The 12,670-nt window shown below is 73.6% G+C and carries 14 protein-coding genes; 4 read left to right on the top strand and 10 right to left on the bottom strand.

Features of this window, described 5'->3' with window-relative positions:
• Positions 1-4: 4 nt before the first annotated feature.
• The 3 genes from ACN26Y_RS12535 to ACN26Y_RS12525 all read right to left on the bottom strand — a co-directional run bounded on the left by ACN26Y_RS12535 (position 5) and on the right by ACN26Y_RS12525 (position 2,714).
• The gene (locus ACN26Y_RS12535) at positions 5-967 is read right to left on the bottom strand and encodes a zinc-binding dehydrogenase (protein ID WP_155330452.1); all 963 of its coding nucleotides are present in this window, start codon (positions 965-967) and stop codon (positions 5-7) included.
• Positions 968-1,044: 77 nt separating this feature from the next.
• A complete protein-coding gene (locus ACN26Y_RS12530) occupies positions 1,045-2,220 on the bottom strand; it encodes an NAD(P)-dependent malic enzyme (RefSeq protein ID WP_155330451.1) in 1,176 nt (391 codons plus the stop codon).
• A 143-nt stretch (positions 2,221-2,363) separates the two neighbouring features.
• Complete coding sequence (locus ACN26Y_RS12525; RefSeq protein ID WP_155330450.1) at positions 2,364-2,714, bottom strand: S24/S26 family peptidase; 351 nt, start codon at positions 2,712-2,714, stop codon at positions 2,364-2,366.
• 84 nt (positions 2,715-2,798) lie between these two features.
• Between ACN26Y_RS12525 and sodN the strand changes: the two genes are divergently transcribed.
• The gene (gene sodN, locus ACN26Y_RS12520) at positions 2,799-3,203 is read left to right on the top strand and encodes a superoxide dismutase, Ni (RefSeq protein ID WP_155330449.1); all 405 of its coding nucleotides are present in this window, start codon (positions 2,799-2,801) and stop codon (positions 3,201-3,203) included.
• 193 nt (positions 3,204-3,396) lie between these two features.
• Positions 3,397-3,804, top strand: coding sequence for an ATP-binding protein (locus tag ACN26Y_RS12515; protein WP_155330448.1), 408 nt, complete (start codon positions 3,397-3,399; stop codon positions 3,802-3,804).
• 35 nt (positions 3,805-3,839) lie between these two features.
• On the opposite strand, the gene ACN26Y_RS12510 is transcribed toward ACN26Y_RS12515, so the two are convergent.
• Positions 3,840-4,229, bottom strand: coding sequence for a hypothetical protein (locus ACN26Y_RS12510; RefSeq protein ID WP_155330447.1), 390 nt, complete (start codon positions 4,227-4,229; stop codon positions 3,840-3,842).
• Positions 4,230-4,272: 43 nt separating this feature from the next.
• Between ACN26Y_RS12510 and ACN26Y_RS12505 the strand changes: the two genes are divergently transcribed.
• Both ACN26Y_RS12505 and ACN26Y_RS12500 read left to right on the top strand, forming a co-directional pair.
• A complete protein-coding gene (locus tag ACN26Y_RS12505) occupies positions 4,273-5,223 on the top strand; it encodes a diacylglycerol/lipid kinase family protein (protein WP_155330446.1) in 951 nt (316 codons plus the stop codon).
• A gap of 444 nt (positions 5,224-5,667) precedes the next feature.
• Positions 5,668-5,925: a WhiB family transcriptional regulator gene (locus ACN26Y_RS12500; RefSeq protein WP_007072794.1), complete on the top strand. Its 258-nt coding sequence runs from the start codon at positions 5,668-5,670 to the stop codon at positions 5,923-5,925.
• A gap of 110 nt (positions 5,926-6,035) precedes the next feature.
• On the opposite strand, the gene ACN26Y_RS12495 is transcribed toward ACN26Y_RS12500, so the two are convergent.
• The 6 genes from ACN26Y_RS12495 to ACN26Y_RS12470 all read right to left on the bottom strand — a co-directional run bounded on the left by ACN26Y_RS12495 (position 6,036) and on the right by ACN26Y_RS12470 (position 12,491).
• Positions 6,036-6,770, bottom strand: coding sequence for a sirohydrochlorin chelatase (locus tag ACN26Y_RS12495; RefSeq protein WP_155334052.1), 735 nt, complete (start codon positions 6,768-6,770; stop codon positions 6,036-6,038).
• A gap of 86 nt (positions 6,771-6,856) precedes the next feature.
• A complete protein-coding gene (locus ACN26Y_RS12490) occupies positions 6,857-7,618 on the bottom strand; it encodes a phosphoadenylyl-sulfate reductase (RefSeq protein WP_155330445.1) in 762 nt (253 codons plus the stop codon).
• Complete coding sequence (locus tag ACN26Y_RS12485) at positions 7,615-7,773, bottom strand: IS1 family transposase (RefSeq protein WP_196255843.1); 159 nt, start codon at positions 7,771-7,773, stop codon at positions 7,615-7,617. The genes ACN26Y_RS12490 and ACN26Y_RS12485 overlap by 4 nt, the downstream gene beginning before the upstream one ends.
• Entirely contained in the window at positions 7,770-9,482 is a 1,713-nt protein-coding gene (locus tag ACN26Y_RS12480; protein WP_155330444.1) for a nitrite/sulfite reductase, read from the bottom strand. Before ACN26Y_RS12480 ends, ACN26Y_RS12485 begins: the two co-directional genes overlap by 4 nt.
• Before the next feature lie 317 nt (positions 9,483-9,799).
• Positions 9,800-11,434 (bottom strand): PAS domain-containing sensor histidine kinase, encoded by a 1,635-nt coding sequence (locus ACN26Y_RS12475; RefSeq protein WP_155330443.1) that lies wholly within the window; start codon positions 11,432-11,434, stop codon positions 9,800-9,802.
• A gap of 25 nt (positions 11,435-11,459) precedes the next feature.
• Positions 11,460-12,491: an SIS domain-containing protein gene (locus ACN26Y_RS12470; RefSeq protein ID WP_155334051.1), complete on the bottom strand. Its 1,032-nt coding sequence runs from the start codon at positions 12,489-12,491 to the stop codon at positions 11,460-11,462.
• Positions 12,492-12,670 lie beyond the last annotated feature (179 nt).

Genomic DNA, 12,670 nt, shown 5'->3' with positions numbered 1-12,670 from the left:
GGCGTCAGGCCGTGTGGTCGACCACGACCTTGCCGAAGACGTCGCCGGAGTGCAGGCGGGCGAACGCGTCCTCGACCTTCGAGAACGGCACCACGCTGTCCACGACCGGGCGCACGCCGCGCTCGGCGCAGAAGGCCAGCAGGTCGGTCAGCTCGTCCGGGGTGCCCATCGAGGTGCCCAGGATCTCCAACTGCATGGCGAACACGCGGCGCAGGTTGACCTTCGGCTCGTGCCCGGCCGTGGCGCCGGAGACGACGATCCGGGCCCCCGGCGCGGCGGACTTCAGCGAGTGGTCGAAGGTGGCCGCGCCGACCGTCTCGACCACCACGTCGACCCGCTCCGGCAGCCGGGCGCCCGGCTCGACGGCGGTCGCGCCGAGCGCCGCGATGCGCTCCCGCTTGGCGGCGTCGCGACTGGTGGCGTACACCCGCTTGCCCATCGCCGCGGCGAGCGCGACGGCCGCGGTGGCCACGCCCCCGCCGGCGCCCTGCACCAGCACGGCGTCGGCCTCGTCGACCCGGCCCTTGGTGGTGAGCATCCGCCACGCGGTCAGCCAGGCCGTGGGCAGGCAGGCCGCGTCCGCGGGCGCGAGGCCCGCCGGCAGCGGCAGCAGGTTCGACCGGGGTACGGCCACCCGCTCGGCCAGGGTGCCCGGGAAGTGCTCGGAGAGGATCGAGATGCCACGCGGGTCGCCGGGGGTGGGGATCACCGGGTAGACGACCACCTCGGCGCCGTCCGGGTCGACACCGGCGGCGTCGCAGCCCAGGATCATCGGCAGCTGCTCCGCACGCAGCCCGACGCCGCGCAGGGACCACAGGTCGTGGTGGTTGAGCGAGCTGGCGGTGACCCGGATGGTCACCCAGTCGTCGGCCGGGTGCTCCGGCTCGGGCCGCTCGCCGACGGTGAGCGCGGCGAGCGGGTTGGCGTCGTCGAAGCGGGAGGCGAAGGCGGCACGCATGATCGGCACGGTAACAAGCTGAACGGGCGTGAAGAAGGGCCCCTTCCTGTGCGAAACGCGATAGGAAGGGGCCCTTGCGTACTCCGTCAGCGCGTCACGCCGTCGCGGCGGGCGGCCTCGGCCACCGCCTCGGCGACCGCGGGCGCCACCCGCGGGTCGAGCGGGGACGGGACGATCGCCTCCGCCGTCAGCGACTCGGCGACCACCCCGGCGATCGCGTCCGCGGCGGCGACCTTCATGCCGTCCGTGATCCGGGTGGCGCGGGCGTCGAGCGCGCCCCGGAACACGCCGGGGAAGGCGAGCACGTTGTTGATCTGGTTGGGGTAGTCGCTGCGGCCGGTGGCGACCACCGCGACGTGCCGGGCGGCCACCTCCGGGTGCACCTCCGGGGTGGGGTTGGCCAGGGCGAAGACGATCCCGCCCGGTGCCATGCCGGCGACCGCCGCCTCCGGGATCTCCCCGCCGGAGACACCGATGAGCACGTCCGCCCCGCGCAGCGCCTCGGTGATGTCGCCCTGCCGGCCGTCGGCGTTGGTCAGCTCCGCCAGCTCGGCCTTCGTGCCGGTGAGCCCCTCGCGGTGCGGCCCGATGATCCCCCGGGAGTCGCAGACCACCACCTGCTCCGGGTTGACCCCGCCGGCGATCAGCATCTTCGTCACGGCCACGCCGGCGGCGCCCGCGCCGCTGACTCCCACCCGCAGGTCACCGAGCTTGCGGTTGAGCAGCGTGGCGGCGTTGCGCAGCGCGGCGAGCACGACGATGGCGGTGCCGTGCTGGTCGTCGTGGAAGACCGGGATGTCCAGCGCCTCGTCCAGGCGTCGCTCGATCTCGAAGCAGCGCGGGGCGCTGATGTCCTCCAGGTTGATCCCGCCGAAGGACGGCGCGAGGGCGCGCACCACCGCCACGATCTCGTCCACGTCCTGCGTGTCCAGGCAGACCGGTACCGCGTCCACCCCGCCGAACTGCTTGAACAGCACGGCCTTCCCCTCCATCACCGGCAGCGCGGCGCGCGGGCCGATGTTGCCCAGACCGAGTACGGCCGAGCCGTCGGTGACGACCGCGACGGTGTGGCCGGTCCAGGTGTACTCGTCGGCGAGGCGCGCGTCGGCGGCGATCGCCTCGCACACCCGGGCCACGCCCGGCGTGTACGCGAGGGAGAGGTCCTCCCGGCTGGTCAGCGGGACGGTCGAGGCGACGGCCATCTTGCCGCCCCGGTGCAGCCGGAAGACGGGATCAGCGGGGTCCACGGTGGACGGTGACATTGGTGACTCCAGGATCTGTCGATGCAGACGGACCGACCGGTCGGGGCGCGAGGTGAGGCGACGAGCGGCGGTGCGAGGTGCGGGGGGTCACCCGGACACCTGCCGAGCATAGTGTCGAGCGCGCCCATGGGATGTGAGTAGGGTCATACTCGACGGCGACTGAAGAGCCGGGGGCGCGGCCAGTAGCGCGCCACCACCCGTGCCCGCACGTCCGCCACCCCGTACGCCCGCGAGTCGTCGGTGACCAGAGGGTTGTCGCCGGCGAGCCACCAGCCGCCCTCCTCGGGACGGACGGCGCGCTTGACGACCAGCAGGTCGGGGCGGCTGCGGAAAACCGCGACCACGACGTCCCCGGGGCGGACGCGACGGGCGCCGCGCCGCACCAGGACGGCGTCGCCGTGCCGCAGCGTCGGCACCATCGAGGGCCCGGTCACCAGCACGGCCCCCAGCGGCCACCGCAGCCGGGAGCCGCCGGCCGGACGTTGGGCGGACATGGGTTTCACCTCCACCGGCCTCGGTAGCCCGGTCCAGGAGTAATGTCGGCTTGGATCATCGCAAACTTCCCATGGAGGATCCCGATGCGACTTCCGCGCATCCTTACGCCCCGCGTGACCGCCAGCGCCCACTGCGACCTGCCGTGCGGCGTCTACGACCCGGCGCAGGCCCGGATCGAGGCCGAGTCGGTGAAAATGATCTGCGAGAAGTACCAGGCCAACACCGACCCGGAGTACCGCACCCGCGCCATCATCATCAAGGAGCAGCGCGCCGAGCTGGTCAAGCACCACCTCTGGGTGCTCTGGACCGACTACTTCAAGCCGGCCCACTTCGAGAAGTACCCGCACCTGCACCAGCTCTTCAACGAGACCACCAAGCTGGCCGGCGCGGCCGGCGCCAAGGGGGCGACCGACCCGGCCAAGGCCGACCAGCTGCTCCAGAAGATCGACGAGATCGCCAAGATCTTCTGGGAGACCAAGCAGGCATGACGCCCGGCGCTCCGGCACCGGCGCACTCCGGCCGGCACGTCCTCGGGGACGTGCCGGCCGGCCGCTTTCCGCGCGACGCCCCGGCGATGGAGCCGGTACGCGTCGGCCGGCCCCGCGCCCACCGGGCACGCCGCTCGCCCCCGCCGCACACGATGGACCGAGCGGGTAGAGTCCCCGACCGGGGGGATGACGCGTGACTCCAACGACCGGCGAGCCGACGACCGACGACGACGTGGTGCACCTGACGGTGCCCGCCGACGGCGGCTACCTGGGGGTGCTCCGCACCGCCACCGCCGGGCTCGCGGCGCGGCTCCAGTTCGCCCTCGACGAGATCGAGGATCTCCGCATCGCGGTCGACGAGGCCTGCGCGATGCTGCTCGCGATCGCCACCCGGGACGCCGAGCTGGACTGCCGGTTCTCGGTCACCGACGACGCGCTCACCGTCGAGGTCACCGTGCCGACCGTCGGTGGGGCGAAGCTGCCGGCCGAGTCGTCCTTCGCCTGGAAGGTGCTGACCGCGCTGACCACCTCGGCCTCCGCGACCGCCACCGACGGTCGGGCCACGATCTCGCTGCTGACCCGCCGCGCCTCCGGTTGGTGACGGGCCGGCCGGTCATCCGGTGACGGACGCGCCGGTCACTCGAAGCCGAGCGCCCGGGTGGTCGGGGTGCTCACCAGCAGGGCGGTCACGGCGAGGCCCAGCGCCATCAGGGGCACGCCGAGCCAGCCCAGCCCACCCTGGAGCATGAACCAGCCGATCGGCAGCAGCATGAGCTGAAGCACGATCGCCGGCGCCCGGGCACCCGCCCGCCGCCGGGCCAGCGCGCCGCCGAGCGCCCAGAGCGCGGCCGCGGAGCCGGCGGCGAACGCCGTCACCAGCAGCGCCGACGCCAGGTCGACGGTGGGTGCGGTGAGGTCGGCCCACAACAGCCAGACGGCCACCAGTCCGACGGCGACCGCCTCGCCGCGCAGCAGCAGGACGGCCCAGCGGAGCGGGCCGGGGATCGGGGCGGAGGCGACGGTCACGCGCGTCACGATACCGGTGGCACGGCGCGGTACAGTGCCGCCCATGCGGGCCGTCCTGGTGGTCAACCCGAAGGCCACCACCACCAGCGAGCGCAGCCGGGACGTGCTGGTCCGGGCGCTGCGCAGCGAAGTCGACCTCTCCGTGCGGTACACGCGACGCCGGGGGCACGCCATGGCCCTGGCCCGCGAGGCGGCCGAGGAGGGCGTCGACCTGGTGGTCACCCTCGGCGGCGACGGCACCGTCAACGAGGTGGTCAACGGCCTGATGGCGGCGCAGCCGCCGACCGTACCGGCCGGGGCGTCCCCGGCCGACCGGTTGCCCGCGCTGGCCACCGTGCCGGGCGGCTCCACGAACGTCTTCGCCCGGGCCCTCGGCCTGCCCCGGGAGTGGCCGGAGGGGACCAGCATGATCCTCGAAGGTCTGCGCCTGGGCCGGCACCGCACGATCGGTCTCGGCCGGGCGGACGACCGCTACTTCACGTTCTGCGCGGGCTTCGGCGTCGACGCGGCCGTCATCCACCGCGTCGAGCAGGCCCGCCGGCGGGGACGCGTCTCCACCCCCGCCCTCTACTTCCGGTCGACCGTCGCCCAGTACTTCCTCGGCTCAGACCGCCGCCATCCCGCCATCTGCCTGGAGCGGCCGGGCGAGGTCGCCGAGGAACAGCTGGCGACCGTCATCATCCAGAACACGGCACCGTGGACCTACCTGGGCGACCGGGAGGTGAACCCGAATCCGGAGGCGTCGTTCGACCTGGGCCTCGACGTGTTCGCGCTTCGCCAACTCCGGGTGGCCAGCACGACACGGACGGTGAGCCAGTTCTTCTCCCGGCAGGCCGATCCGCACGGCAAGCAGGTGCTCCGGCTCCACGACGTGGCCGAGTTCACCCTGGTGGCGCGCCGCGCCCAGGCCTTCCAACTCGACGGCGAGTACCTGGGCGAGCGGGAGAAAGTCAGATTTACCTCCGTACCCGCGGCACTGAGAGTAATCTGCTAGGTCTCGGGTAGTCCCCTAGGTTCACGCCGGTCCGCCGCACCCGGGCGGCGGGCGCGACACCGAGGGGGCGAGTGCCGGAAATGTCAGCAATGTCACGCGCACCGTACTATATTGATCCTCGACTGTGGTACTCCGGGTAACTGGATCACCGGCAAATCTGGACAAATGGGTTGTGGGCTTGCTCACCGCGCGGAGTTTTTCCGAGCGTCACCCTTGACATCGCGAGCGTTCGTGAAAGTATTCACAAGCGAACTTGAGTTACCGGGACATTGCCTGGATATGCTCGTCAGGTTGAGCTGTTCCAGCAGGTCCACGGGGCCAACAGCCTGCTCACGCACTGCCGAATAGTCGTACGCGAACCGTTACGGCCGGCACTGCGGACGCATATAGGAAAAGCACCACTGCACCATCTGCCACCCATCCAGAATGAGGAGTGTTGCCGCCATGGACTGGCGTCACCATGCTGTCTGCCGCGACGAGGACCCGGAGCTGTTCTTCCCGATCGGGACGTCCGGTCCGGCTCTCCTGCAGGTCGAGCAGGCCAAGGCCGTCTGCCGGCGCTGCTCCGTGACCGACCAGTGCCTGCAGTGGGCGCTCGAGTCGGGTCAGGACGCCGGCGTCTGGGGCGGGATGAGCGAGGAGGAGCGGCGCGCTGTCAAGCGTCGCGGCGGCCTCCGGGTGCTGCGCGCTCACTCCGCCTGATCACGAACCGAAGCACACGCCCCGGTCGGCCCAGCCGCCGGGGCGTTCTGCTGCCCGGCGGCGCCGCCACTCGGCCGGCGCCGCCGTCGCCGTCGACCGGGCCCCTTCCGCTACCGGACAGAGCGGGCCCGCCCCTGCACCGCGTCCACCCGGCGGAGGACCAGGTCGGCGAGTTCCGGGGCGTCGGTTAGCGGGGCGGCCACCGCCACGGCGCCGGCGTCCCGCGCCGACACGGTCGTCGCGTCATGGAACAGGCCGGGCGCGAGGAAGTACGCCGCGACCGCCACGCGCCGCGCGCCACGGGCCCGGAGGTGCGCCACGGCGGCCCCGGCCGCCGGCGGCGCGGCGGAGGCGTACGAGACCCGCGTCGGGGCGCTCAGCGCCGTACCGAGGGCCGCGGCGACCCGTCCCACCGAGGCACGCGCGGCCGGGTCCCGGGTGCCCGCCGCCGCGAGCACCAGGGCGTCGTACCCGCCGGGCCCGGCCTCGGCGAGACGCCGTCGCAGCCCCGCCAGCAGGGCGTGGTCGACGTCCGCGGTGGCCGGGCCCAGCACGTCGGTCACCCGTACCGCCAGGCCGGGCACCGTCTCGCGGGCCGCGGCCACCGCCGCCGGGATGTCCACCCGCCGGTGGTACGCGGCGGTGAGCAGCAGCGGCACCAGGACAACGCGGCGATGCCCGGCCGCGCCCAGCTCGCGCAGCACCTCGGTCGGCCCCGGACGGGTGTGGTCGAGCCAGCTCGGCAGCACCCGCAGGCCGGGCCGGGCGGCCGACACCGCCCGGGCCAGCGCACGGGTCGCCTCGGCGGCCCGCGGGTCCCGGCTGCCGTGTGCGACCAGGACCACCGGATCCGCGCCCTCCCCGGCGCCCGGGACCGCCGGGACGCAGCCCCGGACCGCCCGGTCGGCACGGCCCCGGACCGTCGCGAGGGTCAGACGTGCAGGCCGCACTCGGTCTTCTCGAACATCGCCCAGCGGCCGGCGCGCGGATCCTCCCCCGCCTTCGTACGGCGGGTGCAGGGCCAGCAACCGATCGAGCCGTAGCCGCGACCGAACAGCTCGTTGACCGGCACGTTCCAGCGGGAGACGTACGCGTCGACGTCGCCCTGCGTCCACGCCGCGATCGGGTTGACCTTCACCTTGCCCCGGCGGGCGTCGAAGGTCACCACCGGCGTGTTCGCCCGGGTCGGCGACTCGTCCCGGCGCAGCCCGGCCGCCCACGCGTCGTAACCCGCGAGCGCCCGCTCCAGCGGCTCCACCTTGCGCAGCTGGCAGCAGTCGTCCGGGGACCGGTTGAACAGCCGGGGGCCGTACTCGCCGTCCTGCTGGCCGACGGTCAGCCGGGGCCGGATCGACCGGACGGTGACCGGCAGGGTGCGGGCCACCTCGTCGCGCACCCTGAGCGTCTCCGGGAAGTGCAGCCCGGTGTCCAGGAAGACCACGTCCACCCCCGGCGCGACCCGAGACACCAGGTGGGCCAGCACGCCGTCGGCCATCGAGCTGGTGACACAGAACCGGGCGCCGAAGGTCTCGGCGGCCCAGCGGGCGATCTCCAGGGCGGGCGCGCCCTCCAGTTCCCGGCCGGCCTCCTCCGCCAGCGCGCGCAGCTCGTCCGGGTCACGCCGGGTCGAGTCGGCCGGGTGCGGCCCGGCGGCGCCGACCAGGCCGAGGTTCGCGGCGGAGACGAGACTCATCGGGTCACCGCCTTCGAGAGCAGGCCGGTGAACCGGACGGTGAAGACCCGGGCGCAGGCGTGGCACTCCCAGGCGCCGTGACCGGCCTCGCTCGGCCGCAGGTCCTCCTCCCCGCAGTACGGGCAGTACAGCGGCACGGACCTGGAATCGCTCATCTGAGTTCCTCCTCGTCGACCCTGATCACCCAGTTGGCGAACGTCTCGCCCTCGTTCCGGCCGGCCAGGTAGCGGCGGGCCAGCCGTTCCACGTACTCCGGAAGCTCCGCCGCGGTGGTCTTCAGGCCGCGCAGCTTGCGGCCGAAGCCGGCGGTCTGCCCCTGCGCCATGCCGAGACCGCCGCCGAGGTGCACCTGGAAGCCCTCCACCTGGCGGCCGTCCGGGCCGACCACCAGCTGGCCCTTGAGGCCGATGTCGGCGACCTGGGTGCGGGCGCAGGCGTTCGGGCAACCGTTGATGTGGATGGAGATGTCGGCGTCGAAGTCGCGCAGCCGCTGCTCGAGCCGGGCCACCAGCTCCTCGCCGCGCGCCTTGGTCTCGACGATGGCGAGCTTGCAGTACTCGATGCCGGTGCAGGCCATGGTGCCGCGCCGCCAGGCCGACGGCCGGGCCTCCAGGCCGATCCCGCGCAGCGCCTCGACCAGGGACTCCGTGCGCTCCGGCGCCACGTCCAGCACCAGCAGCTTCTGGTACGGCGTGAGCCGCACCCGGTCGCTGCCGTGCGCCTCGACCACGTCGGCGAGCTGCGCGAGCTGGCTGCCGGAGACGCGGCCGACGACGGGGGCGGCGCCGACGTAGTGACGCCCGTCGCGCTGCGGGTGCACGCCGATGTGGTCGATCGGCTTCGCCGGCAGGTCCGCCACCGGCCCGTCCAGCAGGGCCCGGCCCAGGTACTCCTTCTCCAGCACCTCGCGGAACTTCGCCACACCCCAGTCGGCGACCAGGAACTTCAGCCGCGCCCGGTTGCGCAGCCGGCGGTAGCCGTAGTCGCGGAAGATGCCGACCACGCCGGCCCACACGTCCGGCACCTCGTGCAGGGGCACCCACACGCCCAGCCGCTTGGCGAGCATCGGGTTCGTGGAGAGGCCGCCGCCGACCCAGAGGTCGAAGCCGGGGCCGTGCTCGGGGTGCTCGACGCCGAGGAACGCGATGTCGTTCGCCTCGTACGGGGTGTCGACCAGCCAGGAGATCGAGGACTTGAACTTCCGGGGCAGGTTGGAGAACTGCTTGTCGCCGACGTACCGGCGGACGATCTCGTCGATCGCGGGCGTCGGGTCGACCGCCTCCTCCCGGGCCACCCCGGCGACCGGGCTGCCCAGCACGATGCGGGGGCAGTCACCGCACGCCTCGGTGGTCTGGAGGCCCACCGCCTCCAGCCGGCGCCAGATCTCCGGCATGTCCTCGACGCGGATCCAGTGGTACTGGATGTTCTGCCGGTCGGTGATGTCGGCGGTGTCCCGGGCGAACTCGCGGGAGATGTCGGCGACCACCCGGAGCTGGGCGAGGCTGAGCTGGCCGCCGTCGACCCGCACCCGGAGCATGAAGAACTCGTCCTCCAGCTCATGCGGCTCCAGGACGGCGGTGCGCCCGCCGTCGATGCCGGCCTTTCGCTGGGTGTAGAGGCCCCACCAGCGGAACCGGCCGCGCAGGTCCTGCGGGTCGATCGAGGCGAAGCCCCGGTGGGCGTAGATGTTCTCGATCCGGGCCCGGACGTTCAGCGGGTCGTCGTCCTTCTTGATCCGCTCGTTGGGGTTGAGCGGCTCACGGTGGCCGAGCGCCCACTGGCCCTCCCCACGCGGACGGCGGGGCGCCCGCGCGGGACGGGGCGTCGGGCCCTCGGGCCGGGCCGGGATGCTGCTGACCGCCATCGCGGCGTCCTCCGTTGTCTGGTGCGGCTCATGGGTGCGCTGGGCGCGGCGGCCTGCCCGGTTACGGGCTGGAGACAACGGTGTCGGAACAGCCGGCGCGCAGCGCCCGAGACAGAGTGGTCGGGCGTCGTCAGTGGGCCGGACAGATCGCGCTGCGCACGCGGCCGTAATCGACGTGGCGACGGGCCACGAAGCGGCGGACGACAGCGGCGGTCATGACGTCATGCTGCCACAGCGCCGCAGGACCGGCCAATGCGTGCGTGCGGGATCCCACATCACGGGCCGAAGACCGCACGAACGCGCAAGGCGTCGGCGGGTCAGGCGCCGGTGCCGCGCGACAGCGGGACGACGAGCATCGCCTCGGTGCCGCCGCTGGCGCTGTTCCGCAGCTCGATCGTGCCGCGCAGCTCGCCGGTGACCAGCGCCCGGACGATCTGGAGGCCGAGGTTGCCGCCGCGCTCGGGGTCGAAGTCCGGGGGCAGGCCGCGCCCGTTGTCCGCCACCGACACGTGCAGCATCTTGCGGAACCGGTGCGCCGAGACGACCACCTCGGGCACCGGCAGGTCCGTCGTGGCCGACGCCGAGGGCACGACCGGTACCGCGGGCTCGCCCGCCACCGCGGGCTCGCCGGGTCCCGCCGTCGTGCCGCCGCCGGCCGGGACCGTTCCGTCGGGCCCGCCCACCGCCGCCTCGTCCGCCGGGAAGCCGTGTTCGACGGCGTTGAGCAGGAGTTCGTTGAGGACCATCACCAGCGACGTGGCGATCTCGGCGGGGAGCACGCCGAAGCTGCCCTGGCGGCGCATCCGGACCGTCGACTCGGTGGCCGCCACCTCGGTCGCCGCGCTGGCCACCCGGTCGACGATCCCGTCGAACTCGACCGCCTCGTCGCTGGACAGGGAGAGCGTCTCGTGCACCAGCGCGATCGAGGCGACCCGGCGTACCGACTCCTCCAGGGCGACCCGGGCCTCCGGCATGGCCACCCGGCGCGCCTGGAGCCGCAGCAGCGCGGCGACGGTCTGCAGGTTGTTCTTCACCCGGTGGTGGATCTCCCGGATGGTGGCGTCCTTCGTCATCAGGGCGCGGTCACGGCGGCGGACCTCGGTGACGTCGCGGACCAGCACCAGCGCGCCGATCGGCACCCCGGCGGGCATGAGCGGCAGCGCCCGCGTCAGCATGGTCGCCCCCCGCGCGTCGATCTCGCGGCGCGGCGGGGCCTCGCCGCGCAGGGCCGCGAGGACGCCGTTGGCCGCGTCGGTGCCCTCCAGCGGGTCGGCGGCGAGGCGGCGGTGCAGCGCCGCGAGATCCTCGCCGACCAGGTGGGAGGCGTGGCCCAGACGGCGGTACGCCGACTGCGCGTTCGGGCTCGCGTACGTGACCTTGCCGCTCGCGTCCAGCCGGACCAGCCCGTCACCGACCCGCGGCGCCGACGTGGTCTCGCCCTGGTGCCGGGGCGGCGGGAAGGTCCCGTCGGCGATCATCTGCGCGAGGTCGTCGGCGGTGGTCAGGTAGTTCAGCTCCAGCTGGCTGGGCGTACGCGCGGTCGACAGGTTGGTGTCCCGCCCGACCACGGCGATCACCTCGCCGTGCTCCCCCTCGGTGGTCCGCAGCCGCACCGGGATCGCCTCGTGCCGGGCGGGGACGTCCCCGTACCAGACCGGATCGCCCTCCCGCCAGATCCGGCCCTGGCGGTAGGCGACCTCCAGGTGGGCCACCTCGGGCCCGCCGATGATCCGGCCCACCTGGTCGTCCTGGTACGCCGTCGGCGCGGTGGTCGGCCGGACCTGCGCCACGCAGAGGAACGTCCCGTCGCCGTCCACCGGCACCCAGAGCAGTAGGTCGGCGAAGGAGAGGTCGGAGAGCAACTGCCAGTCGCCCGCGATCCGGTGCAGGTGGTCGATGTCGGCCGGGCGGAGCTGGGTGTGCTCCTCGGCGAGGTCGCGCAGCGTGGACACGCTGACCAGCGTGCCACGCCGGCACTCACATCGTCGCGGTGACCTTCTTGAGCCCCCGGGGCGCGTCCGGGTCCTCGCCACGGGCGATCGCGAGGGCCAGGGCGAGGCGTTGCAGCGGCAGGATGTCCAGCAGCGGGGCGTACCGCTCGTCGACCTCGGGCACGGCCATCCGGGTGGCGCCCGGGACGTCGGCCGAGCCGACCACGACCACGTCGGCGCGCCGCTCGCCGAGCCGCGGCAGCACCTCCCCCATCGACCGGCCACCGGGGCCCGAGCCGACCACGGCGAGCACCGGCACGTCCGGGTCGGTCATGGCGAGCGGCCCGTGCAGCAGATCGGCGCCCGAGAAGGCGAGCGCCGGCAGGTAGGACGTCTCCATCAGCTTCAGCGCCGCCTCCCGGGCGGTCGGGTACGCGTACCCCCGGCCGGTCGTGACGAGCTGGGCGGCGAACCGGTACCGGGGGGCGAGCTGGGTGGGGGTCTCGTCAGCGAGGGTGCGGGCGGCCAGTTCGGGGAGCGCGTCGAGGGCCGCCCGCTCGTCGGCGGGGAGCGCGCCGTCGCCGGCCCGGATTCCCTCCACGAGCATCAGGAGGGCCAGCAGTTCGGCGGTGTAGGTCTTGGTGGCGGCCACCGCCCGTTCGTGCCCGGCGGCGATGTCGACACTCAGCTCCGCGGCGTCGGCCAGTGGCGAGTCGGGCGCGTTGGTGACCGCGAGGGTGAGCGCCCCGGAGGCGCGGGCGGTCCGCAGCACCTCGGTGAGGTCCGGGGAGCCGCCGCTCTGGCTCACGCCCACCACGAGCGCGTCGGACAGGTCCGGCCGCGCGCCGTACACGGTGACCGCGCTGGGCGAGGCGAGCCCGGCGGGAAGGCCGAGGCGGATCTCGGTGAGGTACGCGCCGTAGAGCGCGGCGTGGTCGGAGGTGCCGCGGGCGGTGAACACCACGTGCCGGGGGCGACGTTCGGCGATGACGGCGGCGACCCGGGCGATCGCACCGGCCTGCTCGGCGGAGAGCAGTCGCACGTACCCCGCCGGCTGCTCGTCGATGTCGGCGGCCATGCCGGCCCCTGGACGCGTCACGGAAGCTCCTCCCAATGCGCGGTTGCCGCGCGTTTCCTGCTCAGTCTTGCACCTTTGATCTGATCCAAGCAATGCAACGAGCAGTACTGCGCAGACGATCACTAAGATTCCTCAACATCACCTACGCTGTCCCGACCTCACACAGCACTGGAGCGAAA

It is taken from the genome of Micromonospora sp. WMMD558 (assembly GCF_049315255.1).
Classification (GTDB): domain Bacteria; phylum Actinomycetota; class Actinomycetes; order Mycobacteriales; family Micromonosporaceae; genus Micromonospora.
This window is presented reverse-complemented; position numbering and strand designations above follow the sequence as displayed.

Excerpts from the sequence above, each read along its gene's own strand:
- ACN26Y_RS12480 (WP_155330444.1), bottom strand. The coding sequence starts at position 9,482 with ATGGCGGTCAGCAGCATCCCGGCCCGGCCCGAGGGCCCGACGCCCCGT.
- ACN26Y_RS12490 (WP_155330445.1), bottom strand. The coding sequence starts at position 7,618 with ATGAGTCTCGTCTCCGCCGCGAACCTCGGCCTGGTCGGCGCCGCCGGG.
- ACN26Y_RS12505 (WP_155330446.1), top strand. The coding sequence starts at position 4,273 with ATGCGGGCCGTCCTGGTGGTCAACCCGAAGGCCACCACCACCAGCGAG.
- sodN (WP_155330449.1), top strand. The coding sequence starts at position 2,799 with ATGCGACTTCCGCGCATCCTTACGCCCCGCGTGACCGCCAGCGCCCAC.
- ACN26Y_RS12500 (WP_007072794.1), top strand. The coding sequence starts at position 5,668 with ATGGACTGGCGTCACCATGCTGTCTGCCGCGACGAGGACCCGGAGCTG.
- ACN26Y_RS12530 (WP_155330451.1), bottom strand. The coding sequence starts at position 2,220 with ATGTCACCGTCCACCGTGGACCCCGCTGATCCCGTCTTCCGGCTGCAC.
- ACN26Y_RS12485 (WP_196255843.1), bottom strand. The coding sequence starts at position 7,773 with ATGAGCGATTCCAGGTCCGTGCCGCTGTACTGCCCGTACTGCGGGGAG.
- ACN26Y_RS12470 (WP_155334051.1), bottom strand. The coding sequence starts at position 12,491 with ATGGCCGCCGACATCGACGAGCAGCCGGCGGGGTACGTGCGACTGCTC.
- ACN26Y_RS12525 (WP_155330450.1), bottom strand. The coding sequence starts at position 2,714 with ATGTCCGCCCAACGTCCGGCCGGCGGCTCCCGGCTGCGGTGGCCGCTG.